Origin of the sequence: Granulicella aggregans (genome assembly GCF_014203275.1) — a bacterium.
GTDB lineage: Bacteria > Acidobacteriota > Terriglobia > Terriglobales > Acidobacteriaceae > Edaphobacter.
The window spans coordinates 56,127-81,625 of record NZ_JACHIP010000011.1 but is presented as its reverse complement, the minus strand read 5'-3'; the positions used below and the strand labels follow the sequence as shown (position 1 = coordinate 81,625).

The window sequence follows — 25,499 nt, the reverse complement described above, 5'->3', positions numbered from 1 at the left end:
TTGAACCACTGTTGCATGAAGTAGGTCCGCAGCATGATCGCAAGACCGACAGGACGACGGCCGTTGCCGGCCTTCGGGTAGTGGGGCTCGACCAGTGACTGTAACTCGGACCACGGAACAACCACTTCCATCTCATCCAGAAACAACTCCCGCCGTGACGCCGCCCATACTTCTCAAAGCTCGACTGAGACGCAAACGTCTGCTGCTTCATCGCCATCCACCCCTGACCATCAGATTAATCCATCAGGAAGATGTCGCAGAACTTGTGCAGAGTTTCCCTAGAGGATCGCAGGACAGGGAAGCGCTTAGGCGTTCAGGTCTGCAAGGCCAACCAACTTTACAGGTGCGCCGCCGGGAAACTTCGCGGTCAGGATAAGTTCGCCGCCCATCGCCTCGACAGTCCGCCGCAGTGTCGAAATGTGCATATCGGTGCGGCTTTCAACCTCTGAAATCTGCTTCTGCGCAATGCCAAGGGTGCGGGCCAGCTTGGTCTGCGTCAGCTTCCGAGCGCGGCGCAGCTCTTGCAGCGTCAGCTCTTCTTCAATCAGCAGGTGAGCGCGCTTTTCGATCTTGCGACGGCGAGAAGCCGGTAGGTCATCAATCAATTCGTTTACGTTGCGTGCCATACTGTCACTTCCTTTCATTCTTTACGCGGGTTAGGTGAGCGTCGAACCGTTGATCGGCTTTGCGGATGAGGTCTCGATAAAACCGCTTCTGGCTACCGCCCGATTTGTCTCCTGTGACAAGCAAAATAGCCTGGCGCTTCACATCAAAAGCAAAAGCCACGCGCCAAACCCCGTCATCGGCATCGAAGCGTAGCTCCTTCATGTTCGCGTGCCGCGAGTCTTTCAGCGTATCGACATGCGGCCTGCCAAGCTGCGGCCCGAATTGCTGGAGCACGCGCACCATTTCAAACAGCCCATCTTGCACCGACGCCGGAAGCTCTAGCAGCTCCGGCTCGAACTCATCACCGACAAGAACCGTCCAACTCATGTAAATATACTCCCTACCGTATATCCGTTCAAGCGTATTCTTTCCCACTGTCAAAACTAACACCTGTCAAAGGTTGAGGAAGGGAAGGGGCCGGCTCTGTTGCATTAACTGTGTTTGACGCAGTTCGGCCAGAGCGCAGATGATCAAGCGGCGATCGAGAAAACGTCGAACAGCTTGTTGACGAAACGCACCTCGTCCTTGACGTGCGGCTTGCAAGTGAGGCAATGGCCTCTGCGGATCATCCGCATGACCTCGAAGCCCTTGATGGTAGCGGCTGCGGTTTTCATGGTCTGAAAGCCCCGAACCGGTCGAATGACTTGCTTGAGCGCACCATGGTCTGCTTCAATGATGTTGTTAGATACTTGCAAGTGCGATGCTTTGTAGAATCCGGCATCTTGCCTTCTCGCTGCAGTCGGCTGATCGCTTTGGGGTAGGATCCGAGTTGGTCCGTGGTGACCGAAGACGGCGGCCAATGGCGCATCGTCGTCAACGCCTTGCTCAGGAAACGATGGGCCGCGCGGGTGTTTCGTCGGTCTGACAACATGAAGTCGATCAATCGGCCATGCTTGTCGACAGCGCGGAACAGGTACTTCCACTTGCCGCCAACCTTCACATAGGTCTCGTCCACGCGCCATGAAGCCGCGCGATAGCCCTGATACCAGCGAACCCATTTCTCCAACTCAGGCGCATAACGGTGCACCCAGCGCATGATCGTGGACGGATCCACCTCAACACCTCGCTCCTGCATCATCTCCGTCAGATCACGATAGGAGATCCCGTACTTGTAGTACCAACGTACGCACACCAGGATGATCTCTACAGGAAATCGGCCACGCTTGAACATGAACAGGATCCCTCGATCAGCCGCTACAGACTACGACACTCGCCGTTAATGCAACAGAGCCTGCGCGCCAGCGCTCAATGGGTACCAACGGTGCTTGCATTCGAGTAATGGATGGAGGCGCTCGTACAAACTGGCGACGGCGTTGTGGACCATGCCGTCCTCGATCTCCTGAACGAGGTCTAGGTAAGCGAGCGGCGCGAGGTCCGCGATGACGGAGCGTTCACTCACATGGAAGCGGATCCGGTTGTATTCAATCGTCTGATTGAATCCCAGTGCCTGCATGGACGACTTCTGCCACTCCTATGCGGATTCACGCAACTCCTCGACGGTCTTGATTAATTCGTCGTCCATAGCTCGTCTCACAATGTCGAGGATCAAGAACGCGGATCGCGTGTTCCTGGAGTGTGCTGCCGATCTTGGTTTGGTGGGGTGCTAGAAACTGTTGAAGCTGTCCTCTAGAGGGAAATTCTCCTCTGTCAAGATCTCTGACTTCGACCGTCGCTGAGAGAGCTTACCGGCGAACCTCTTCGCGATGACAGACCGCTGTAGCGTGGGGCTGAATGTCTTAGCTCTGGATGCGCGGATGGATGTCCTCGGAGAGAGGCTAGAGCTAACCGATGCGCCCACCATCTCATTGAGGCGTCCCGTAAGTTCCTTCATCGACTCTGACTGGGCGTTCAGCTCCTCCGCCGCCGCAGCACTCTCCTCGGCACTTGCAGCCGTCGTTTGAGTCACCTGCTCCATCTGAGAGAGCGCACGACCGATCTGGTCGATGCCGGTCGACTGCTCCTTGCTTCCGTGGCTGACCTCGTCGACGAGAGTGCTGATGTTTGTAAATTCTCCCGAGATGCGTTGGATGGAAGTAGCTACCCCAGCGAGCTTAGTCTTGCCGGCTTCGGACTTGGTTACTGAATCTTCGATCATGGAAGCAGTGTCCTTGGCCGCCTGCGCGCTTCTCTGAGCAAGGCTGCGCACTTCGTCTGCCACAACGGCAAATCCCATGCCCGCTTCACCGGCGCGAGCTGCTTCTACCGCAGCATTCAGTGCCAGGATGTTCGTCTGGAAGGCGATCTCGTCGATAATCTTGATGATCTTCGCTATCTTTCCGCTTGACGCATTGATATCGTCCATCGCTGCCATCATCTCGCTGAGCTGGGAATTGGTGTTGGCGAATTCCGACTTCGAATCGCCCACGAGTCTGGCCATGGCGAGCGCATTCTCTGTGTTCTTGTGAGCCATCGAATTGATCTCCTCAGAGGAGGCAGAGGTCTCTTCGAGCGATGCTGCTTGTTCTGATGCCCCCTGGGCGAGGGCCTGGCTTGAGGAAGAGACCTGAGAGGATGCGGCCGCTATTTGCTCTGCGCCTTCTGAGAGTTCGACGACGGTGCGGGTGAGAGCTTCGTTAATGCCTCGCACTATATAAACGACAACCGCCCCAACTCCAAGCGAGAGTAGGATTATTATTCCTACCAACCAGACGCTTGAAGCAATGGTGGCCTGATTGCTGGCAGCGATCTCAGCGACCTGTTGGGTGGCAATCTGCTGCAATGACTGAAACTTCGCTTCAGACGTTTTTGCCATCGTCATAAGCGTGCCGGATTGCAGTGCTGCCGCCCCAGGTCCGTCTCCCGCTTTGGCGAGTCTATAAAGCTCGTCATGCGCCTGTAGCCGTTTCTCATAGCCGTCTGACATCTCATCAATGATCTGTATGACCCTTGGATCTGTAGCTAAGCTCTTGTCCTCTTTGAGGAGATCCTGCCGTTTGGCAGCGTCATCGCGAAACTGGGAGTTGTACTCCTCAACCTTTGCCTCGTCCTTCAGGAGCGTACGGATGACCATGCCTCTCTCGAGAGACAACATATTGCTCGTCAAGGTCGTCATCTTGCCGGCTAATTGAAGTTTGTGCGTGCTCTTCGAGCTGAGGGTCACTTCGTTACCGATGTGAGTGAGACAGGTCCAGGCCGTAATGCCCAAAATAAGGGTGAAGACGAGTGCGGTGCCGAACGCGGCATAGAGCTTCTTGCTGATAGTCACGAATGTTCCTTTCCGTCTCACTTGGAACGGGGTTTTACACGCTACATACCTTCCGTGCGAGGCGTGAAGCGGGCGGTTCAAGCGATGGGATGAGCGCATAGTTCGATCCGTACCGCATGGCCAGCTAAGAGACCGTATACCCGCGCGCCATCTAGCGTATGTCCGCTAAACCACTTACCTACTGCAACTTATATGGCATAGGGTCAGGATTATCCGATGACCACCAGGCCGCCGCGCTGATACTGAGAGATTCTGAATTAACTCTATTTTTTACGGTTCCAGAGCCGATAGAAGGGCATACGTCCCTCAGAGCTAGTGAACAACCTGGATTGAAAGACGCGACGAATACTGAGGACTATCGTGATTACCCATCGAATGCTTTACTTCGTCTTCGCAACTGTCATGCTCTCACCCGTTGCTCTCTCCGCACAAAATCCTGAAACGGCCCGTCACTGGGATTATTCCAATGAAAACGGACCGAAACATTGGAGTGAACTGGATCCGAGCAACTCAGCATGTTCGTTGGGACACACAGAATCTCCTATTGACGTGGCAGGAGCCATGCCGGCAAAACTCACCCCGCTCGTCTTTGACTACCATCCAGGCGCGTCGCAGGTAGTCGACAACGGACACACAGTCCAAGTGCTGGTGGGACCGGGCAACTATCTGATCGCGGACGGAGACAAGTATCAATTGATTCAGTTCCACTTCCATCATCCCAGCGAAGATGCGATCGAGGGTAAACACTTCGACATGGAGCTTCATATGGTCCATAAAGATGCAGACGGGAATCTGGCTCTGGTCGCTATTCTGCTTTCCGATGGCAAAGCCAATCCGCTCGTCCAGATGGGGTGGGATAACGTGCCAACCGAGAAAGAGAAGGTAAAGACGCTCACAACCCCGCTTGATCCAAAAGAGATCCTTCCAGCAACAGAGGGTTACTACTCCTTCGCCGGCTCCTTAACTACCCCGCCGTGCACCGAAGGAGTTCGGTGGTTCGTGATGCAGTCCCCTCTCGACATCTCTGTGCACCAGGAACAGAGTTTCGCGGCACTTTACCCGAATAACTCACGGCCAATTCAACCCCGCAACGGACGCACCGTTGAGGCCTCCCGATAGATTACGTCGACAGCTGGAAGACTTTACCTCCGCAGGGAAAGAGCAGCGGAATCTCCGCAACTTCAATTTGCCTGCCGTCGAGGCTATGGGTTTGTGGAACGAGCGTGTCATTTGCTCGTTGCACGTTCGCGATCTTTGCAAACGTCAAATCCATAGCCTGTCTTGGGAAGGCCCTTGATCGCCTACGACAGCTCCGGTTGTCGGGGTGTCATTGTCGAAAATCCCGTTTGCCGAGATATTGCTGTCGAAACCCAACCAAAAGCCCACGTTCCGCGAATGAACTGTGATTAAAGAGTTGGCATCTTCATCAGCTGAGCCGATACTGGGCGCATGGCAGATCATCCAAAAACGGAGGCAGCAAATCTCACCTTTGCGTGGCTGGGTGCTTCCCTAGCACTCCTATATTGCCTCAAGCACGACATACTCGCACATGTGCCCTTTACCTGTCTCAAGCGAATTACTTTATTTCTTGGGATTGCCGCTATACTGATTGCTTTCTTGAGGCAGAGTTGGCCAGCGTGGGTTGCGCGACCTCTGTGTTTCGCTCTGGGCTCCGTATGCTGCATCATTACGGTCCTGGTCACTAGCTAGGACACGTCGTAGATCATGGTGCTTCTAATCGGGATGCGTAGTTTCCTATAACGTTGTTATCGGAAACAGTGTGGAGGGATTTGCAGAATCGCGCGGAGTAGCCGAAACCGTTTTTCGTGCAAATCGACTTCCGAACCAGAGCATCACTCGCTGTCGAAGGAGGTGCGCGAGTTAGATACCACACACCTTCTCCGACGACTCCGCGTATGATTGCCGACAAGATTCTTGAATTGGACATGGGTCAATGCAAGCAGTCGTCTATCGCCGTTACGGCTCTCCGGATGTGCTCGAATTCCAGGAGATCCCAAAACCCACGCCAGCAGAGGGCGAGGTCCTGATCCGGGTTCACGCCGCCTCGGTGAATCCGTATGACTGGCACTTCCTGCGCGGTACACCGTCATTCATCCGCCTGTTCACCGGAATGAGCAGGCCGAAGTCTCCGCGGCTTGGCGCCGATGTCGCCGGGACAATTGAGGCAGTCGGTGCCAAGGTTGCACAATTCATGATCGGCGATGAAGTCTTCGGCACAGCCAAAGGGTCGTTTGCGGAATATGCTTGCGCTGTCGCATCGCAGCTCGCCGTGAAGCCGCAAGAGATTTCGTTTGAACAAGCCGCATGCTTACCTATCGCTGGAATCACCGCGCTGCAAGGCTTGCGTGACAAAGGCGAAGTTCAGACAGGACAAACTATTCTCATCAACGGGGCAGCGGGCGGAGTGGGAACCTTCGCCGTGCAGATTGCCAAATCGCTTGGCGTGCGTGTCACAGGGGTATGCAGCACCCGTAATATCGACTTTCTCCGGTCAATTGGGGCGGACGAAGTGATCGATTACACGCGCGAGGATTTTGCCCGGTCAACCAAACTCTATGATCTGCTCTTTGATCTGGTCGGCAATCGTTCGTTAGCCGACTATTTGCGTGCATTGCATCCGCGCGGAACGTACATCTCGTGTGGCGGCGGCGGCCCAGAGAACAGCACATGGAATCTGCTCTCGGGAGTGCTTGCGAATGCAATTCGGTCGCGTTTTGTCAGTCAGAAGATGCCCGGTCTGTTCGCCAAAGTCAATTCCGGGGATTTGGCAACTCTCGCCGCTCTAGTCCAGGCAGGAAAGGTAGTTCCCGTTGTCAACCGCACCTACGCTTTGCGCGAGATTGCAGAAGCTGTTCGCCAAGTGGAGTCCGGCCACGTTCGCGGCAAAGTCGTGATCACCATCGCCTAGAAGTGCGTCCTTGCAACAAAAGCGACTTGTATGTTTCGGATCGTACCGCATTGAACCAATGGCCAGGATCGTACTCCCCCGAAAGTTTCTTGTCAGCGGAAAGAGCGGCGGTACTAAGGGATCAAGCCAGCTCAGTTTCCGAAAACCGCCTGTGTTTCGGCAATCATTCCACTCGGACCGTCCGAGCGGTCGAAGTTGCCGACACCCCGTTTTTCGCGAACTCGAAGTCAAATAGTGTATTGGCCGGTGTTGCGGATGCCGAAACGCTTTGCCACCTCCCGTGGCAGTTGTACCCCGAGTTTCGCTCGGGTCATGGCAACATAAAGCAGCCTCGCTTCTGATGCGGTGGCCTTGGCCGCCTCCGCTGACCCGAGGCGCTTCGCTCTCAGGAAGCCAGCTTCAAAATCAGGGTCGAGATACACGTAGTCCCACTCTCTTCCTTTGGATCGATGGGCAGTCGAACAGATGACCTGCGCTGTCGACTCATTCGACTCACATTTAGAGAGCGCTCCTAAAATACGAGTCTCGTCGTGTTCCTGAACGAGATTCACCAGCGGTCGCAAACCCTCACCCTCGGGCCGATTGCTGAAGCTCATCACGTCCTTCCATCCTTGGAACCCGACTAGTTCCGGGGATTGTCCAGGTTGATTTTGCTTCACTCGCTGCACATCTGTAAGGACACGCTCCAAGTCTTTCGTTCCGCCAACCACGGCACACCGCAAGTTGCGAGCAAGGCACCTAAGGACGTTGGACATCACCGCTGCATTGCTGCGAGCAAGTATGGCGTCCGGCTTGACGCGACCGATGTGAGAGGGGACAGATGAAGAGCCACGAAGCGGCTCTCGCGAACCCAGCGTGCGAAGTACGATAGTCGCCGCCGCCGCGATCTCGGGACCAAAACGAAAGGACTGTGACAGTAAGCACCGATGGCGCGTTTGAACCTGGTCCATTGCGTTCACAGCCCCGCGCCATTCATAGATCTGCTGGTTCGCGTCGCCCACATACACAATCTGGCACTCTGATCGATTTAGCACTTCTAACAGGACTGGGTTGAGGTCCTGCGCCTCGTCGACCATGATGTACTCAGCCTGTGCGCGAGGATTCGACAGCGCCCATAGTTTCAGATAGCCATCATGACCGAGCGGCAGGCCCTTGGATCGATCGAGCATGCTCGACCAAAGATATCCAAGGTGCTCAGCGACCTGTCTCGCAAAGCTTTCGAACTGTTCAGAGCCCAGCCGCTCAAAGGCCCCATAACGGGGAACATGCAACGTAGATGGAGCCGCATCGCGACTTTGGAGGAATAGCTTCAGCCCGTCGCGGAGGACGGCAGCGTAAGACTTCTGCTCAAGCACTACGCCTGAATGGAAGGTAATCTCTCCCGGTAGACGAAAGGCCTGGAGGATCAGGTTGGGTGTCAGGCTTTCTGTGAGCTTCCACTCTGGATAGCCCAGGCTCCTTCGAACTGCCCGGAACGCAACCGAGTGCGTCGTTGCACATTTCACATGCGCCGGGAAGCGCCCTCGAGCTTCGGAGGCAATCGAGCGATTGAAGGCTAGGTAGAGAGCCGACGAGGGCTTGCTGCCAGCCAGCATCTTCAGCGTAGTTGTTTTGCCCGCTCCCGCATAGGCGTCGATCCGAAGATTCCCGCCTGCAAGAAAGAGCTCGACTGCGAGGCGCTGCTCAGCAACGGGCTGAAAGGAGGGTGTATCTGAATGCAGCATTCATGACTGATCCTATTCGTTCCATGGCGAATCGCTCTCGGATCTAAAAGGCCGCGCGACCCGTCGTCGGTTAGGCTCATGTAGAGAGAGGGCGAGGTTGACTCTGAGCACGTTGGGCGATATAGTGTAAGTAATTCATTGCAAACGACTTACGTCTGATAACAACCGTTATGTATAGTTGCTATCTTTATTCATGGCCGAACAAGCAGACCTCCACACACTGATCTCCAAATGGACTACCGATAGCGAAGGTTTCAAGGCTGAGGCGCGTCGCTTGGAACGCTCCGACCTCAGCCGTCGTGCAACCTCCATCGCGATGCTAGAGGTTCACGCAGCGATCGAGAGGTACAGAAGCTTGGCGAACCCGACTGAATCTCCAGCCTGATCAAATGAGGTCGCCAGGATCCTTCATCGCCGACTATTGCCTCCTCAACGGCTTCGCAGGCGCCCTTTCTGGCAGCCGCAGGATGGGTGTCTTTCGGCGGAGACAGGTGAGCCGTAAGCGAGACTCCGAGTTCCAATTCTATCGCCACCTGGATCAGACGCTGTATCAGCGGCCGCGCGCTCGGAAGCTTCTATCTGCGCTGAAAGACACCACTCCTCATGCCCACAGCCTATCGTGCATCCGCCTGCCGCCACCGCACACTTTCTTATGGCCCCGCGTTCTTCTTGACAAAACGTGTTCGTACACGTTTTATAGCTGAGCACCTGCTCGGAATGTTTTCCAGCTCAAATCGAATCGAGGCCAGAGGCAACAACATGAGACAAAATTTGCTTACCCCCGCAATGCTCCTAGCATTGTTCGCAACCGCATCCCTGGGGAACGCTCAGGTAAACGGCGTTGGGCAGCAGCCCTATCTCGGCTGGAGCAGTTTCAGCGAACAGACGATCAACAGCGCTTTCCTTACCCAGGCCAATATCCAGGCCGAGTCGGACGCTCTCAAATCCTCTGGACTCGAGGAGCATGGCTTCGCGTACATCAACATCGATTCCGGCTGGCAAGGCTCCTTCGATTCCAATGGACGCCCGCTACCAAGCTCTTCCACTTTTCCCGATATCAAAGCACTTGTCGATCACATCCATGCCAATGGCCAGAAGGCCGGTATCTACTGGATCCCGGGAATCGAGCAGCCAGCGGTCGATGGCAACTATCCAGTTCTGGGAACTTCGTATCACACGCAGGACATCGTTGTGATGCCCCTGGCTAAGGGTAATTCTTTTGCAGGTGCGCTCCCGAATCCTTACCACGACAAGATTGATTTCACGAAGCCCGGTGCTCAGGAGTACATCGACTCCATCGTCGCTCTCTTCGCCTCATGGGGGATCGATTTTATCAAGTTGGACGCCGTCACCCCGGGCTCTTATGTGAACGATCTCTCGATCGACAATCGGCCGGACGTTGAAGCTTATTCGAAGGCGATCACGTCGAGCGGTCGTCCGATGTGGCTCACTGTTTCGTGGCAGCTTGACCAGGATTACCTGGACACCTGGCAACAATTCTCCAACGCACGGCGAATCGATGACGACGTAGAGTGTGAAGGCAACTGCGGCACCGGGGTGCTGACCAACTGGCCGCGCATCCTTGTCCGCGAATACGACGACGTTGCCTGGCAGAACGCTGCCGGCCCAACCGCGGGATGGAATGATCTCGACACCCTGGATGTTGGCGATGGAATCGCTGATGGCATCACAGCGACTGAGAAGCAGACAGCCATCACCCTGTGGTCGATGGCGAACTCGCCGCTCTATCTCGGGGGCGACCTGACAAATCTCGATGACTTTGCCAAATCCGCGTTTACTAACGATGAGCTGCTCGCTGTCGATCAGTCAGGACACCCGGCGGCGCAGATGGTTGGAGGTTTTCACCCGGTATGGATGGCCAATACGGGCGACGGAAGCGTGTACGTTGCCATGTATAACCTGACTGCCATTCCGGATCGGGTGGACGTCCGCTGGAGCGATCTGGGCTTCAACAATGCAACCGCAGTGCGCGATTTGTGGAACAAGACCGATCTCGGCGCATTTCAAGCAGGTTTCAGCGCCATGATCTTGGGACATGGATCACGCATTCTGAAAGTGACGCCCGATGTCGCAATCTCCCCTGTTCCAATCGGGAAGGTGTATGAAGCGGAGGCAGCAACACTCAGCGGGTCCGCTTCTATAGCGTCCTGCTCTGCCTGCTCCGGCGGTCTTAAGGTGGGAAACATTGGCGGCAACAGTATGGTTACATTCGCCAATGTGAATGTGACAAGCGCTGGCACCTATCAGATGGAGATCGGTGGGATGACGCAGGGGCCGCGCACACTGGAGTATTCGGTAAACGGAGGCCCGGCACAGTCGCTGAATATGAGTGGTGGCAGCTATATGCTGCCTCAGAGCTCTACAGTTCCCGTCACTTTGAGCGCGGGCAATAACACCATCGCGTTTGGCAATCCCTCAGGCTATGGCGCGGACCTCGACCGCATCGCGATCAGAGGAGATGGAAAAGAGCCGTCCCCAAGCTTCACTACGTACGAGGCCGAGGGCGCGCAGTTGGCGGGGACTTCAGGTTTCAACTACAGCTCCCGCGCTTCAGGCGGCGCCTATGTGGGCAACTTCGGTGGTGGAGCCAGCAACACCGTTACCTTCCCGAATGTCACCGTTCCATCGACGGGAACGTATCAAATGGAGATCGACTATGTAACTTCGGGGCAGCGGACCTTCTTTGTCACGGTAAATGGAGGAACGCCGATTGAGCTGGACCTGAACGGCACCAACTTCAGCGATCCGGTTCCTTACGTCCTGCCTGTGCAACTCAATGGTGGGGTCGCGAATTCAATCGTGTTCTCAAATCCGAACGCCAGTGGGTATGCGCCAGGCCTAGACAGTATCACCATCGCGCTTGGAGCCAATACAGCACCGACTATCTCACCGGCGGGAGGCAGCTTCACCACGGTGCAGACGGTCACGCTCTCCGATACCACGGCGGATGCGGCAATCTACTACACGACCGACGGTAGCACTCCTTCGACGAGTTCGACGCTCTATACCGCTCCAATCACCGTGGCCGCAAGCGAGACGGTTCGCGCCATCGCCATCGCTGCAGGATACCCCAACAGCAGTGTTGCATCGGCAACCTACACGCTGACATTGTCACCGGCTGCGACACCGACCTTCACACCAGCAGCAGGCACTTACACCTCCGTTCAGTCCGTGACGATCTCGGATGCAACAATCGGCGCAAACATCTACTACACCACCGATGGAACAACGCCTTCGACCAGCTCGACCCTCTACAGCGGACCGATCTCCATTGCATTAACCGCCACAATCGAGGCCATCGCCGTGGGGAATGGCTCGCCCAGTGCCCTGGGCTCCGCCGCCTACAACATCAACCTGCCTGCTCCCTCGTTTAGCCTCACATCCACGACTTCAGCGCTTACGATCGCCAAAGGACAGCAGGGTTCGATCGGTCTGAGCATCGCTTCCCTCAATGGCTTCTCAGGTGCCGTAACCTTCAACTGTTCTGGACTACTAGCGGCGTCGACCTGCTCGTTTACGCCGGCCACGGTTACACCAACGGCGGGCGCCTCGGCCTCGACGATACTGACCGTCCTGACCAGCATGAACACAGCCGCAAACCGCTCCCATAACCTTCCTGGAGCACCGGTGAGTTGTTTCGCATTGGCGGCGTTATGTCTCCTGGGGCGGAAAGGGCGTCGCTCCACATACCGCATTGTCTTACTCGCTCTAAGCGCGGTGACACTCTCCGCGTTCATCGGGTGCGGCGGGAATGGCAGTTCTAAAAAACCGCCGACTCAATCAACAGTGACTGTGACTGCCACTTCCGGCGCGATACAGCAATCCACGACGATAACCATCACTGTGCAATGAGCGTATGAAACGCAGGTCTGATGCCTCCGCTCCAAGGGGCATCAGACCTGATGCCATCAAAGAAGAGATAGATCCCTGAAATCACCGCTTGACAACCATTCCATGCTACGAATACCGTTTTTCCGGTAACGTACACAGTGTTTTCCACTGATTGCAAGGATCGTCCTTCCAATCGTCCGAAGCATCGAACCAGTTACCGCGTCGCAACAGCAGTTAGAAGCACTTTGAGGTCAGAGAAGAGGCAATGATGTTTCTTAGATTATTCCGGCGGATTACCACTTTTACGCTTATGAGCACGGCAATTCTGTTCACTACGCAACTCTTAACCTGTGTGCCAGCCAGCCACGCTCAAGCAGACCAGGGCGCGATCACCGGCTATATCAAAGATGCGACGGGTGCCGCTGTCGTCGGGGCGACAGTGACGGTAACGAACATCGATAACGGCCTCGTTTTGACATCGACGACGAGCGGGGGCGGAGTGTATGTGATGTCACCGCTCAAGATTGGCAACTATTCTGTCAGCGCCACGGCGCCCGGATTCCAGACGGTCACGCAGAACAATATTCGCGTCGACATTCAGCAGCGTCTGGCGATCAACCTCACACTTCGCCCCGGAGCTGTCACGGAGACCGTTGAAGTGACCGACGCGGCACCCTTGCTGCAGACACAGGATGGCGCGGTCCAGCAGGTGATCAGCGCACAAACCATCGACAGCACTCCGCTCAACGGGCGCAACTTCGTCTACATTGCCCAGCTGACGGCGGGCGTTGCGCCGCCCTTTGGAAACACGCGTGGCAGTGGGAGCGGAGACTTCGTCGCCAATGGCCAGCGCACCGCCCAGAACAACTTCATCCTCGATGGAGTTGACAACAACACCAATCTCGTCGACTTCCTGAACGGGGCCAGCTATGTAGTCAGACCTCCGCCGGACGCGCTGGCCGAGTTCAACATACAGACCAGCAGCTTCAGCGCGGAGTTTGGGCATTCGGCCGGTGCTGTCGTCAACGCAAGCATCAAGTCGGGGACGAATCAAATTCACGGAAGCCTGTGGGAGTACCTGCGCAACACAAAACTTGACGCTCAGAACTGGAACGCCCTCACCATCCCTGCCTACCACGAGAACCAGTTCGGCGGGACTCTCGGCCTTCCGTTGTGGAAGAACAAGCTCTTTTACTTCGGAGACACCGAAGCCAACCGCATAGCGTACAACAACCCTGGTACCTATACTGTCCCGACTGCAAAGATGCGGCAGGGCGATCTCTCCGAGTTGCTGGACGCCAACCTCAATGGCCAGAGTGTCCAGCTCTATCAGCCGAACTCCGGGGGCGGAGCCAATAACAAGCTCTCCTGCAATGGCCGGAACAACGTCTTCTGCGCGAATCAGATCAACAAGGTCGCGCAAACAATTCTCAATCTTTATCCCTTGCCCAACACGAACGGCGGCAAGACCTATAACAACTACATCGTCAATTCCCCCACGCACAACAATACGTATCAGTGGGACCAGCGACTTGACTGGAACATCAGCGCCATCGATCAGGCCTACGTCCGCTACAGCTACAACCACGTCATCACCGTCAATGATCCGCCGCTCGGCCCCATTCTCGATGGCAGCGGCTATGGCGGCGAGTACGACACCAACCTTGCCCAGGACTTCATCCTCAGCGAGACCCACTTCTTTACTCCCAGTTTTACGAATGAGTTCCGCTTCGGCTTCAACGCGGGTCGCTTCTCCTTCCTCCAACCAAACGCCAACGTAAACCTCGCTCCGACCCTTGGCTTGGGAGGAATTCCCTTCTCGCCCAATGAGGGCGGCCTTCCGCTCGGCATCGTCTATGGCTTGAGCAACTGGGGCTCGCAGGGCACCTCGAACGAATCGCAGAACGTCTATCAGATCCTCGATAACGTATCGAAGACACTTGGCCGTCATAACCTGCGCGCGGGAGTCTCCTTCCAGTCGATCCGATTCTTCTATCGCTATGCACCGTCGTCGCTCGGAAACTACTACTTCACCGGCCTCTACACGAGCGACCCTGCTGTCAGCGCGACAACGGGTTCCGGCATTGCGGACTTCATCGCCGATCAGATCAATACTTCGGCTCTCTCCACCGCGCCGAACATCAACGACGCCCTTTGGTACAACGCCGGCTACTTCCAGGATGATTGGAAGATCTCACCCAAACTGACCCTCAATCTTGGTATTCGCTACGACCACTACGAGCCCTACAAGGAGAACTCCGGCAGCCAGGAGAACTTCATCGCCAGCGACCTCGGATTCAGCACGGGTACCGGAACTCTTCTCATCCCCACGAAGATCAAAAACTCACTCGCGCTGGGCACCAAGCTCCCTGGCATTCTCGCCAAGGACAACGTCGGCATCCAGTACATCGACAATGAACGCCTCGCCAACTCGCAGTCAATGAACTTCGCGCCTCGCGTTGGCATCTCGTACCAGGTCCATCCCTCTACTGTCGTTCGCGCAGGCTTTGGCATCTTTTACGGCGGTCTTGAAAGCCAGGGTGGCAGCAACCTCGGCGACAACTTCCCCTTCCGTGGCCAGGTCAACGTCAATCCCGTGAGTTGCACCCTTGGCAACTGCCCCTCCAACGGCGTCACCTTGGAAACCGGTGAGTCTGCGCAGTTTGCTGCCGGCTTCCTGAACTCGGTATCAAACCCTGGCTTCCACGCCATCGACTCCAATATCAAGACGCCGTACACGATGAACTACAACCTGACCATGCAGCAGGAGATCTCAAACAGCATGGCGGCCACTATCAGCTACGTCGGCAATGAATCTCGCCATCTGTCGACCTACTACGACCCCAATACCGTCCGCGGCCTCTACGCCGCAGGCACCAGCACCCAGCAATTCCAACCGTTCCCGGATCTTGGTGGAATCGGCACCATCCACTTCGCCGGCGTCAGCACCTACAACTCACTTCAGGCCAAACTGGAGAAGCGCGCCTCTCACGGCCTCAGCTTCCTCGCTACATACACCTGGGCTCATGCCTTCGATGACACGAGTTCGGCCGGCGGCCTATCCACTGCGATTGGCGATCGTAACATGGCAATCCTGCCCTTCATCAGCGAGTACACCAACTCCGTCTATGACGTTCGCAACCGCTTTACCTTCAATGGCAATTACATCCTTCCGTTCGGAAAGGGTCGTACCTACCTGAACCAGAACAAACTGCTTGACTACGCAGTAGGCGGATGGTCAAGCAGCCTCACCTTCGTAGCCCAAACAGGCACCCCGTTCACCGTCTACCCTGACACCGGAACCGTATCCGGCGGCAGCGCTCGGGCGATTCAGGCGCGTGATCCCTTCGCGCGTGGAGGCTCGCCGGATCCTTCAAACCCGGCAGCGGCGGATGCGTCGGGCAACTGCCCCGCCAATCCCAAAACGCGAGAGCACTGGTTCAACCCATGCTCCTTTGCAAATCCGTTGCCTGGCAACTCCATCGCTCCTGTGGGACAGGTAGCGGGCGTAGGCAATAATGCTCTCTTCACCGGTCCGGTCACCGATCCGGCTACCGCCATCGCTCTTCTCGGCGGCAAACAGAACACCCTCTACGGCCCCGGCTACTACGGAGTCAATATGTCCCTCTTCAAAAACTTCCCCACCTTCCGTGAGCAGTATGTCCAGTTCCGCGCGGACGTCTTCAACGTCCTCAACCATCCCACCCTGGCAAACCCCTCCACCACGAACGACAACAATAATGGTGGCAACATTACCGGACCGAAGTTCTTCCAAAGCAATACGCCGGATGCCCGTTTCTTCCAACTGGCTCTGCGCTATAGCTTCTAACATGGGACGCACGCCGCGCTCGGCCTCCGGCCGCGGCGTGCTTCTTCATCCCGTATGGGCCATGCAAGATAGGGAGACTGTCGTGTCGACTTACGTGCTTGAAAACTCTCTCTTGCAAGTCACCGTTCTACCGGATTGCGGCGGCAAGATCTCGTCACTTCGGAGCGTCCGCACCGGCGAAGAGTTTATTCTTGCTCCCCTTCAACCAAGTCTGGCACTTACTGCGAATGAGCATGCATTTGCGGACTTCAGTCTTGGCGATCTTGGTGGATTCGATGAGTGCTTGCCGAGCGTCGCCCCTTGTGCAGGCATCAACGAAGAATCGGCCGTGCCCGATCACGGCGATCTCTGGCGACATCCGTGGACGGTTGAATCCTCTTCGCCACAAAGCATCACGCTTGTGACCAGCACTTCCAGCCGTCCACTTCGTTTCAGACGGACCGCAAGAGTGGAAGAGGATGCTCTCATCCTCGATTACGAGATCGAAAACATCTCAGCGTCTCCCGCCACCTGGCTCTGGTCCGCTCATCCGCTGCTCAAAGTCGAGGTTGAGGATCGTATCTGCTTACCCTCGGAGATCGCGGCCGTGGACGTTGAATACGCCTCGATAGACACCCTTGCTCCGTCGAGCACCATTGCTTGGCCCATCGCACAATCACTCTCGGGCGAGACGATCGACCTCAGCACGGTGCCTCCGGAAGACGGCGTCACGGCATACAAACTGTTCGCGCGGATGGGAGTTTCAGGTATGGCCACGCTCTATCGACCGCGACTTCAACAGGGCCTCGCCTTCCACTTCGATCCATCCAAGCTGCCTTACCTGGGTCTGTGGATGAGTGCCGGAGCATGGCCTCAATCAAGACAGGTGAGGCAATATACCGTCGCCATCGAACCCACCACATCTCCACGTGATTCGCTCTCGGACGCTGTAGCGGAGGGCTCCGCCTGCGTGCTCGCCGGTGGCGGTCGCACCGCCTGGAAAGTTTCTCTGCAGCTTCTCGGTGCAAGCTTTCCCTACAGCTTTCCGGGACAGAATTGATCTTGACAGCGAAGTAAGAACCTCCCTACAGTGGAGTTGCGGTAACGTTCACGTAAAGTACCGGGCGTACCCTTATCCCACAAGAAAGCTCCTCTATCAGCCTTGATAACCGAGAGCCAAAGCCCGCAAGCCCAGGAAGACTCCGTGAACATGCAAGACTGTTCCAGCCAGCAGTCAGAAGACCGCAAGCTTCAACTGCCGCCCGCGCCCGCATCCGAAACCGGGGCAGTGAAGGCGTGGCAGCAGCCTGTCTCCATGCGCACCTATATGCACGCTGCGCCGGACCCCAATCCTCTCTTCCTCGAAAAGCGGGTCTACCAGGGCAGCAGCGGTCGCGTCTATCCGCTCCCCGTCATCGATCGCATCGATACCGAATCGCGTCCGCACAAGTGGCAAGCCGTCCATCTTGAGAACGAGTTCATCCGCCTGATGATCCTCCCTGAGATTGGCGGCCGTATTCATATCGGTCTCGACAAGCTGAATGGCTACGACTTCTTCTATCGGCAGGATGTCATCAAGCCCGCGCTGGTCGGTCTCGCGGGCCCATGGATCTCCGGCGGCGTCGAGTTCAACTGGCCGCAGCATCATCGCCCCGCTACCTTCATGCCCGTCGAGATTGCCATCGAGCGCGAACCGGACGGCGCAGTTACAGTCTGGTGCAGCGACCACGATCCGCTCTCGCACATGAAGGGGTCGCATGGTCTGCGTCTTCGTCCTGGCAGCGCCTGCCTCGAAGTTCGCGTGCGCCTCTACAACCGTACCGCGGACACGCAGACGTTCCTCTGGTGGGCCAACGTCGCGACCCGGGTCCATGAGCAGTACCAGTCCTTCTTTCCCAAGGATGTTCGCTATGCGGCGGATCACGCCAAGCGGGCGCTTACTGAATATCCATTGAGCTATAGCACGTACTATGGGATCGACTACGCCGCCCGCGCGGAACACGGTGTCCCCGATGCTGACCAACCTGCACACTTCGTTCCGGACGGCTCGTATCCCGCCAACGATCTCGGCTGGTATGCGAACATTCCAGTTCCTACCAGCTACATGGTCGTTGGTTCCAAGGGCGACTTCTCCGGCGGATACGATCACAGGTTCGACGCTGGTCTTGTCGCAGTCGCGAACCACCACATCGCTCCCGGCAAGAAGCAATGGACCTGGGGCAATCACGAGTTCGGCTACGCCTGGGATCGCAGCCTTACCGATGACAACGGACCTTACGTCGAGTTGATGGCGGGTGTCTACACCGATAACCAGCCTGACTTTTCCTTTCTCGCTCCTGGCGAGACTAAGACCTTCAGTCAGTTCTGGTATCCCATCCGCGAGATCGGCGTTCCAGACCATGCGAATCTTGATGCCGCCCTTCGCGTCGAAGCAGGCGCCGCCGAACTCATCGTTCACATTCAAGTCACGTCCGCTCGTCCATTCAGCACCGTCCGTGTACGGGTCGGGGGCATTCAGATCGCCACATGGCAAGGGGACCTCGAGCCCGGGGCACCTTTGCATCATGTGTTCCCGACCAATGAAGCCGCAGATTTCGAGCTAATCGTCGAGCAGCACGGAGATGTTCTCCTCCGCTATGCTCCCTCTGGCATCGTTCCCGTCGATGCTCCAGAGGTCGCCACCGAGCCTGCTCTACCCGACGCCATCGCTACGCTCGATGAGCTCTTTCTTACCGGCCTTCATCTCGAACAGTATCGGCACCCCACTCGCTATCCCGAGAGCTATTGGCAGGAAGCTCTGCGCCGCGATCCTTCCGACAGCCGTTCCGCCCATGCCCTGGGACGCTGGCATCTCCGTCGTGGTGAGTTCGGAGCTGCCGAGAGGCTTCTTCGCATCTCCATCGCTCGCAGCACGGCACGCAATCCGAACCCCTATGATGGCGAGCCTCACTACAACCTCGGCCGCACCTTGCTCTTCTTGGGCCGAACCTCAGAGGCGTACGACGCCTTCTACAAGTCCACATGGAATGCAGCGTGGCGAAGCCCCGCCTACCATCGCCTGGCTGAGATTGACTGCTCGCGTCGCGAATGGACTACCGCGCTTGACCACATCTCGCGCTCGCTTCGGGCCGACACCGACAACCTGAACGCTCGCGACCTCAAGACGATCATCCTTCGCAAGCTTCATCGCGACGATGAAGCATCGCTCCTACTCTCTGAGACTCAGGCACTCGATCCTCTCGACATCTTCAGCCGCTACCTCTCCATAGGAGAGCTGCCACCGAGCGGCCAGCAGCGCATCGATCTGGTCCTGGATCTGCGTCGCGCCGGCCTTCTCGAAGAATCTCTGGCTATCACCGCTAACCTCGTCGATCTTCCGAATGACGGGACCGCCGCTATCCTCCTCTACATCCGCGCGGACATTCTTCAGCAGCTCAATCGCATCGATGAATCAGCAGAAGCCGCTCGCCAGGCAGTCTCCGCGTCGCCCGATTATGTCTTTCCCAGCCGGCTTGAAGAGCTAGTTCTTCTTCAAGCCGCACTTGTCTTCAACCCGCCCGACGCCCGCGCGCCTTACTTCCTCGCGAACCTCCTCTACGATCGCAAGCGGCATGTCGAGGCCATCGAGCTATGGGAGCGTTCCACGAGTCTCGATCCCACTTACTCCGTTCCCTGGCGCAACCTCGGCTTCGGATACTTCAACGTCCTGCACGATCCCGCACGCGCTCGTGTGGCGTTTGCGAAGGCGCGGGCGATCGCCCCAGCGGATGCCCGCCTCCTCTACGAGCAGGACCAGCTTCTCAAACGCATCGGGGAACCCCTCGAGAAGCGCCTCGCAGCTCTGATTGCGAACCTTGGCCTCGTCAGCCAGCGCGACGATCTGACCGTCGAGATCGCATCGCTCTACAACAGCCTCGGCGAACCCGGTCAGGCACTCGACGTGCTCCTCTCGCGCCAGTTCCAGCCCTGGGAGGGCGGAGAGGGTCTTGCCCTCGCACAATATGTCCGCGCCAACATCGCCATCGGTCAGCAGTGCCTTTCTTTAGCTAGGCCGCGCCAAGCGCTGGAAGCCTTCCAGGCCGCGAACAATCCTCCACACTCGCTTAGCGAAGCCCGGCATCTCCTGATGAACCACAGTGCGATTGACTACTGGCTGGGCGTTGCCTACAGCGCCATCGGCGAGGATGCTCAAGCTTCCACCCACTGGCAGAGTGCCGCCAACAGTCAGGGTGACTTCCAGCAGATGCAAGTTCAATCCATCTCGGAGAGCACGTACTGGAAGGCCCAGGCTCTCGCCAAACTGGGGCGCACGGCGGAATCTCACTCACTCTTTCAGACGATCCACGACTACGCGGAGACCCTGGAGCAGCAGACGCCCACCATCGACTACTTCGCGACTTCCCTGCCCGCGATGCTCCTCTTCGACGAAGACCTGAAGCAGCGCCAGACCATCACTGCGCGTTTTCTCAAAGCCCAAGCTCTGCTTGGCCTCGGCCAGCGCGACTCAGCATTCAGCTTGCTCCACGAAGTACTCAGTCTCGATCTCAGCCACGTTGGCGCAATCGATCTGCTCAAACACTAGAAGAGGCCACCATGCACGGACCAATCACCGTCGAAGCTCCCTCAGTCCCCTCGCCGCCCGCCGAGCGCACCGCCTATGTCTGGGGCATTGCTGTCGTCGCTGCGCTTGGGGGCCTTCTCTTCGGCTACGACTGGGTCGTCATCGGCGGCGCGCGCGAGTTCTACGAGCTCTACTTCCATCTCACATCCACCGCAGCCATCGGCTGGGCCAACAGTTGCGCTCTCCTCGGATGTCTGATCGGGTCGCTATCGGCCGGCACCTTGGCTGTTCGCTATGGCCGGCGCCGTGTTCTGCTCATCTCAGCCATACTCTTTGCCATCTCCTCTGCGCTCACCGGCTGGGCGTTTTCGTTCACCGGTTTCATTGTCTGGCGCATCGCGGGCGGCATCGCTATTGGACTTAGCTCGAATGTCTCGCCGCTCTATATCGCGGAGATCAGCCCAGCAGCCATCCGGGGACGCCTGGTCAGTCTCAACCAGTTCGCGATCGTCATCGGCATTCTGCTTGCTCAGATCGTCAATTGGATCATCGCGCGCCCCGTTCCACTGGGCATCACTTCCCAGGCCGCGCTGCAATCCTGGAACGTGCAGTATGGCTGGCGCTGGATGTTCACCGCAGTCGTGCTTCCAGCGATCGTCTTCACCATCGCCTCACTGTTTATTCCGGAGAGCCCGCGCTGGCTGCTCACTCGTTCCCGCGATGCAGAAGCGCGGCGAATCCTCACCCGCGTGGGCGGTTCTGCGTATGCCAATGCCGAGCTTGGCAATATCGAACTCTCGCTCCTTAGTACGAACAGCGAGAAGCCATCTTGGTCCGAACTCCTTCGCCCAGGGATACTTCGCATCGTCCTCATCGGCATTGCGCTCGCCGCCCTCCAGCAGTGGACTGGCATCAATACTCTCTTCAACTATGCCGCCGAGGTCTATCGCCGGGCTGGGTACGGCACCAACGAAATTCTTCTGAACATCGTCATCACCGGCGTCATCAATCTGGTCTTCACGATCCTCGCCATGCTGCTCGTCGATCGCATAGGCCGACGCCCCATGATGCTCTTCGGCTGTATCGGCGTCGGCATCTCGCATCTCCTCTGCGCCTTCGCGTATCGCGCAAACTGGCCCGGCAGCGCGGTTCTCGTGCTCACACTGAGTGCCATCGCCTGCTATGCCCTGACTCTCGCGCCAATCACCTGGGTCCTCATCTCGGAGATCTTTCCCAACCGCGTCCGCTCTCACGGAGTCTCAGCCGCCGTCAGCGCCCTGTGGATTGCCTCGTTCATCCTGACCTACACGTTCCCGATTCTCAACAGTCGCTTCGGCACCGGAAATATGTTTTTCGGCTACGGAGTGATCTGCCTGCTTGGCTTCGTCCTTGTCCTCCTGTTCGTTCCTGAGACTCGCGGCCGCACCCTCGAACAAATCGAATCGAACCTCACTCGGTAATCGCCGAGCTGCAATCAACGTTCGATAACGCACCTCTTGCAGAGAAAAACTATGCTTCTCAGACTTATACGAAGGTCGCTTATGCCTATCTGCCTTGCCCGCCTCGCCATCTACACAGCTGCTCTCTCACCTCTAACGCTGGCCGCACAATCAACCCCTCTCACCGTCACCTCTCCCGACCACGCCCTGGAGATGTCGTTTGCGGTCCAGCCTCCTGAAAAGACCGCTGACGTAGCAAGCGGCAGGCTCGTCTACTCCGCAACCTTCAAGGGCAAACCATTCCTCGACGCCTCAGGCCTCGCTCTCGAATTGAACGACGAACCCGCTCTCGGTTCCGCCGTTCGCATTGTCGGCACGACGCCCGGCAGCGGCGTCGACGACTACACGCTTACCAACTCCAAGATCAGCAAGGTCCACGAGGCCTACAACAGCCTCACCCTGCATGTCGCCGAATCCTCTGGAAGCCACCGGACGATTTCCATCGAGGCGCGAGCCTATAACTCGGGCATCGCCTTCCGTTATGTGATCGACAGACAAGACGCATTCTCCGACTTCAGGCTGAAGCAGGAAGACACCGAGTTCAAACTCAGCAGCGACGCCACGGACTGGCTCCTCGCACTGCCGAACTATCGCAGCAGCTACGAGAGCGAGTACATCAAGCTCCCCACCTCCGCGTTATCAAATCAGGGCGGCGTCTCCAGCACCTTCCTCATCGGGATGCCGTTGCTGATGCACGAACCCGGCACTGCCTGGGTCTCACTCATGGAGGCGGACATCGAAGGCAGCAGCTCCATGTACGTGACCAACCCATCCGGCAACTGGGCTGGACATTATTTCACCACGAAGCTTTCGCCGCGCTTCGACGATGCAACCGTCGCCGTCACAGGCACGCTTCCCTATCACTCAGCGTGGCGCGTTCTCTCGGTTGCCGACGATCCCGGCCGCCTCGTCGAATCCAACTTGCTCACGAATCTCAATCCGCCTAATCGCGTTCCCGATACTTCATGGATCAAGGCAGGCAAGGCATCGTGGAACTGGTGGGTCGATGACGTCGATGCCAACGGCAAGCCTGCCTTCACCACCGAAAACATGAAGCGCTACGTCGACTTCTCAGCCGCCTCAGGCCTTCCCTACATGATGCTCGATGCCGGATGGTCCGCTCCTCACGACATCACCAAGCTGAATGGCAAAGTCGACGTTCCCGAACTCTGCCGCTACGCCGCGACCAAAAACGTGAAGGTATGGATCTGGCTCTACTCCACATCCGTGATGGATCAGATGAAGGAAGCCTTCCCGCTCTACGAAAAATGGGGCGTAGCTGGAGTGAAGATCGACTTCATCAATCGCGACGATCAGCGCGGCGTGCAGTTCTATTACGACACAGCCCGCGAGGCTGCAGCTCATCACATCATGGTGGATTTCCATGGAACCCGCACCCCCTGGGGCATTGAGCGCACCTACCCCAACGTTATGAGCTATGAGGCCGTGCTGGGCATGGAGAACAATAAAGTCGGCCGCCGAGACAGCCCAACCGATCGCTCGGTCTTCCCCTTCACCCGTCTGCTCGCCGGCCCCATGGACTACACTGCGGGAGCCTTCAACAACGCCACCGAAGACGGCTACATTGCGCGGAACACGAATCCGATGGCCATGGGCACCCGAGCCCAGCAACTCGCGCTCTACGTCGTCTTCCAGACCCCCTTTCAGATGGTCTCTGACAGCCCACAGAACTACGCCAATCAGCCAGCCTTCCAGTTCATCAAGGATGTTCCTACTGACTGGGATGAGACCCGCGTCCTCAACGGTCGGCCTGGTGAGTTCGCCACGATCGCTCGTCGTCACGGCACGGAGTGGGACCTCGGCAGCATCACCGACTGGAACTCTCGGACGCTCTCCGTGCCACTCAGCTTCCTTGGCTCAGGAGCGTACACGGCGGAGATCTACGAAGACGCTCCCGACGCGGCTACGGAACCAAAACACGTGACCATCCGCAAGCAGACTGTTCACGCCAACGAAACGCTCACTCTTAAACTTGCACCCGGAGGCGGTTCGGCGATCCGCTTCGTCGCCCGCACCGGGCGCTAGCGAAATGCACTCCCGCGCAGCAGTCTCAGCTCAGGTCCTCGTCGGGATCTTCATCCGGCCGTGTAGCACGACTGGAGAACAGCGAGAGGTTGCTGCGCAAAATGATGTGCGGAGCAAGCCGTACCACCATCTCCTGTCTGCTTCCCTTCAAGAGATAGGCAAGCAGATTCTCGAATGCAACCTTGCCCTGCGTGTAGGGCCGCTGGTAGAGCGTGGCCAGCACCTTGCCCGACTCAATCAGCGGCACCAAGTCCTGAAACAAATCTGTAGTAACAATTTGCACCTTGCCCAGCAGCCCCAGCTCCTCCAGCGCCTGCAGCACCGGCAGACTGTTCGCCGTGCTTACATATACTCCTTGGGGATGATTGCCCTTCTCCATCAGGGACATCGCCTGCCGGTAAGCTTCCTTCGGCCGCTCGTGACTTTCGAGCGCGGGCAGCAAGGTGAGATGCGGCGACTGCACAGCCAGTGTCGCTGCGAACCCGCGCAGCTTCTCCGCGTGGTCCAGGGTCGACAGCTCGCCGCTGAACACCACCACGTTCGCCTTCTGCGGAAGCTTATGGGCGATCAACTCCGCCGCAATCGCGCCGGAGATCGAAGCATGGGCCGACACCGACCCCACCCGGTCCGTGTTCGGAGCGTCACTACCTACGCACATCATTGCCGTTCCCGCCTTCGAAAGTTTGCGAATGACGGAATCGAATTTGCGCGCGTCTCCCGGCAGAAAGATCACCCCATCGAAGTGGCGTTCCATCATTCCCGAGAAGGCCTTGACATCGCCGACGCCCAATCGCGGATACTCGAAAAACTCGAGCGAGACCTGCATCCCCATGTTGTCCGCTGCTGCATCGCGAATACCAGCGCGAAGAGGATCAAAGAAGTGGGAGATATGCTTCGGCAAAACCACAGCGATCGAAAGCTGCCGGTTCAGCTTCAGCGCCTGCGCGGCAAGGTTGGGCTTATACCCCAGCTGCTCGGCCATCTTCAGTACCTTGCTCTTGGTGCGCTCACTGACGCCGGTGCGATCGTGAATCGCGCGGTCCACCGTGCCGATCGATACATTCAGCGCTTTCGCGATGTCTTTGATGCCAGCCGACTTGGCTCCCAGGTCCATCCCGCCGATACCCCGTCTTATCTTGCGTTTCTGAGGCTTGATTGTCTCATGTGGACGCATCCAGATCGACTCACATCATACCCCGCTGAAGGAAC

14 protein-coding genes and 2 pseudogenes are annotated in these 25,499 nt (G+C 57.3%); 8 read left to right on the top strand and 8 right to left on the bottom strand.

The features are described from left to right. From HDF16_RS30935 to HDF16_RS24320, 6 genes and pseudogenes are all read right to left on the bottom strand, one after another. A pseudogene (locus tag HDF16_RS30935) lies at positions 1-211 on the bottom strand (IS5/IS1182 family transposase); the annotation flags it as partial. Positions 212-305: 94 nt separating this feature from the next. Then, positions 306-626, bottom strand: a complete 321-nt coding sequence (locus HDF16_RS24340; RefSeq protein ID WP_184222525.1) for a helix-turn-helix domain-containing protein — start codon at positions 624-626, stop codon at positions 306-308. 4 nt (positions 627-630) lie between these two features. Continuing rightward, the gene (locus tag HDF16_RS24335) at positions 631-993 is read right to left on the bottom strand and encodes a type II toxin-antitoxin system RelE/ParE family toxin (protein WP_184222523.1); all 363 of its coding nucleotides are present in this window, start codon (positions 991-993) and stop codon (positions 631-633) included. Between the two features lie 143 nt (positions 994-1,136). Next, a pseudogene (locus HDF16_RS24330) lies at positions 1,137-1,837 on the bottom strand (IS6 family transposase). 45 nt (positions 1,838-1,882) lie between these two features. Further along, positions 1,883-2,119, bottom strand: coding sequence for a hypothetical protein (locus HDF16_RS24325; RefSeq protein WP_184222521.1), 237 nt, complete (start codon positions 2,117-2,119; stop codon positions 1,883-1,885). 150 nt (positions 2,120-2,269) lie between these two features. Then, complete coding sequence (locus HDF16_RS24320) at positions 2,270-3,871, bottom strand: methyl-accepting chemotaxis protein (RefSeq protein ID WP_184222519.1); 1,602 nt, start codon at positions 3,869-3,871, stop codon at positions 2,270-2,272. A gap of 375 nt (positions 3,872-4,246) precedes the next feature. On the opposite strand from HDF16_RS24320, the gene HDF16_RS24315 reads away from it, so the two are divergent. Together HDF16_RS24315 and HDF16_RS24310 are read left to right on the top strand one after the other, a co-directional pair. After that, positions 4,247-4,990, top strand: a complete 744-nt coding sequence (locus HDF16_RS24315) for a carbonic anhydrase (RefSeq protein WP_348641418.1) — start codon at positions 4,247-4,249, stop codon at positions 4,988-4,990. 835 nt (positions 4,991-5,825) lie between these two features. Beyond that, positions 5,826-6,800 carry an NAD(P)-dependent alcohol dehydrogenase gene (locus HDF16_RS24310; RefSeq protein ID WP_184222515.1) on the top strand — a complete coding sequence of 325 codons (975 nt, stop codon included), beginning with the start codon at positions 5,826-5,828 and terminating at the stop codon, positions 6,798-6,800. Between the two features lie 227 nt (positions 6,801-7,027). On the opposite strand, the gene HDF16_RS24305 is transcribed toward HDF16_RS24310, so the two are convergent. After that, a complete protein-coding gene (locus HDF16_RS24305) occupies positions 7,028-8,524 on the bottom strand; it encodes a UvrD-helicase domain-containing protein (protein ID WP_184222513.1) in 1,497 nt (498 codons plus the stop codon). A 759-nt stretch (positions 8,525-9,283) separates the two neighbouring features. On the opposite strand from HDF16_RS24305, the gene HDF16_RS24300 reads away from it, so the two are divergent. The 6 genes from HDF16_RS24300 (at position 9,284) to HDF16_RS24275 (ending at position 24,290) form a co-directional block, all read left to right on the top strand. Then, on the top strand, positions 9,284-12,397 hold the full coding sequence (locus tag HDF16_RS24300; protein ID WP_184222511.1) for a chitobiase/beta-hexosaminidase C-terminal domain-containing protein: 3,114 nt from the start codon (positions 9,284-9,286) through the stop codon (positions 12,395-12,397). Positions 12,398-12,641: 244 nt separating this feature from the next. Continuing rightward, on the top strand, positions 12,642-16,205 hold the full coding sequence (locus HDF16_RS24295; RefSeq protein WP_246409912.1) for a TonB-dependent receptor: 3,564 nt from the start codon (positions 12,642-12,644) through the stop codon (positions 16,203-16,205). 82 nt (positions 16,206-16,287) lie between these two features. Continuing rightward, positions 16,288-17,244 carry a hypothetical protein gene (locus HDF16_RS24290; protein ID WP_184222509.1) on the top strand — a complete coding sequence of 319 codons (957 nt, stop codon included), beginning with the start codon at positions 16,288-16,290 and terminating at the stop codon, positions 17,242-17,244. Positions 17,245-17,394: 150 nt separating this feature from the next. After that, positions 17,395-20,766 (top strand): DUF5107 domain-containing protein, encoded by a 3,372-nt coding sequence (locus HDF16_RS24285; RefSeq protein WP_184222507.1) that lies wholly within the window; start codon positions 17,395-17,397, stop codon positions 20,764-20,766. 11 nt (positions 20,767-20,777) lie between these two features. After that, positions 20,778-22,205, top strand: a complete 1,428-nt coding sequence (locus tag HDF16_RS24280) for a sugar porter family MFS transporter (protein ID WP_184222505.1) — start codon at positions 20,778-20,780, stop codon at positions 22,203-22,205. Between the two features lie 81 nt (positions 22,206-22,286). After that, on the top strand, positions 22,287-24,290 hold the full coding sequence (locus HDF16_RS24275) for a glycoside hydrolase family 97 protein (RefSeq protein ID WP_184222503.1): 2,004 nt from the start codon (positions 22,287-22,289) through the stop codon (positions 24,288-24,290). Positions 24,291-24,315: 25 nt separating this feature from the next. Here the strand turns inward: HDF16_RS24275 and HDF16_RS24270 are convergent, their stop codons facing one another. Continuing rightward, the gene (locus HDF16_RS24270; protein ID WP_246409909.1) at positions 24,316-25,464 is read right to left on the bottom strand and encodes a LacI family DNA-binding transcriptional regulator; all 1,149 of its coding nucleotides are present in this window, start codon (positions 25,462-25,464) and stop codon (positions 24,316-24,318) included. Positions 25,465-25,499 lie beyond the last annotated feature (35 nt).

Bases quoted from the DNA above. Each gene is read 5' to 3' on its own strand.
- HDF16_RS24340 (WP_184222525.1), bottom strand. From the start codon at position 626: ATGGCACGCAACGTAAACGAATTGATTGATGACCTACCGGCTTCTCGC.
- HDF16_RS24335 (WP_184222523.1), bottom strand. From the start codon at position 993: ATGAGTTGGACGGTTCTTGTCGGTGATGAGTTCGAGCCGGAGCTGCTA.
- HDF16_RS24325 (WP_184222521.1), bottom strand. From the start codon at position 2,119: ATGCAGGCACTGGGATTCAATCAGACGATTGAATACAACCGGATCCGC.
- HDF16_RS24315 (WP_348641418.1), top strand. From the start codon at position 4,247: ATGCTTTACTTCGTCTTCGCAACTGTCATGCTCTCACCCGTTGCTCTC.
- HDF16_RS24310 (WP_184222515.1), top strand. From the start codon at position 5,826: ATGCAAGCAGTCGTCTATCGCCGTTACGGCTCTCCGGATGTGCTCGAA.
- HDF16_RS24305 (WP_184222513.1), bottom strand. From the start codon at position 8,524: ATGCTGCATTCAGATACACCCTCCTTTCAGCCCGTTGCTGAGCAGCGC.
- HDF16_RS24300 (WP_184222511.1), top strand. From the start codon at position 9,284: ATGAGACAAAATTTGCTTACCCCCGCAATGCTCCTAGCATTGTTCGCA.
- HDF16_RS24295 (WP_246409912.1), top strand. From the start codon at position 12,642: ATGATGTTTCTTAGATTATTCCGGCGGATTACCACTTTTACGCTTATG.
- HDF16_RS24285 (WP_184222507.1), top strand. From the start codon at position 17,395: ATGCAAGACTGTTCCAGCCAGCAGTCAGAAGACCGCAAGCTTCAACTG.
- HDF16_RS24280 (WP_184222505.1), top strand. From the start codon at position 20,778: ATGCACGGACCAATCACCGTCGAAGCTCCCTCAGTCCCCTCGCCGCCC.
- HDF16_RS24275 (WP_184222503.1), top strand. From the start codon at position 22,287: ATGCCTATCTGCCTTGCCCGCCTCGCCATCTACACAGCTGCTCTCTCA.
- HDF16_RS24270 (WP_246409909.1), bottom strand. From the start codon at position 25,464: ATGCGTCCACATGAGACAATCAAGCCTCAGAAACGCAAGATAAGACGG.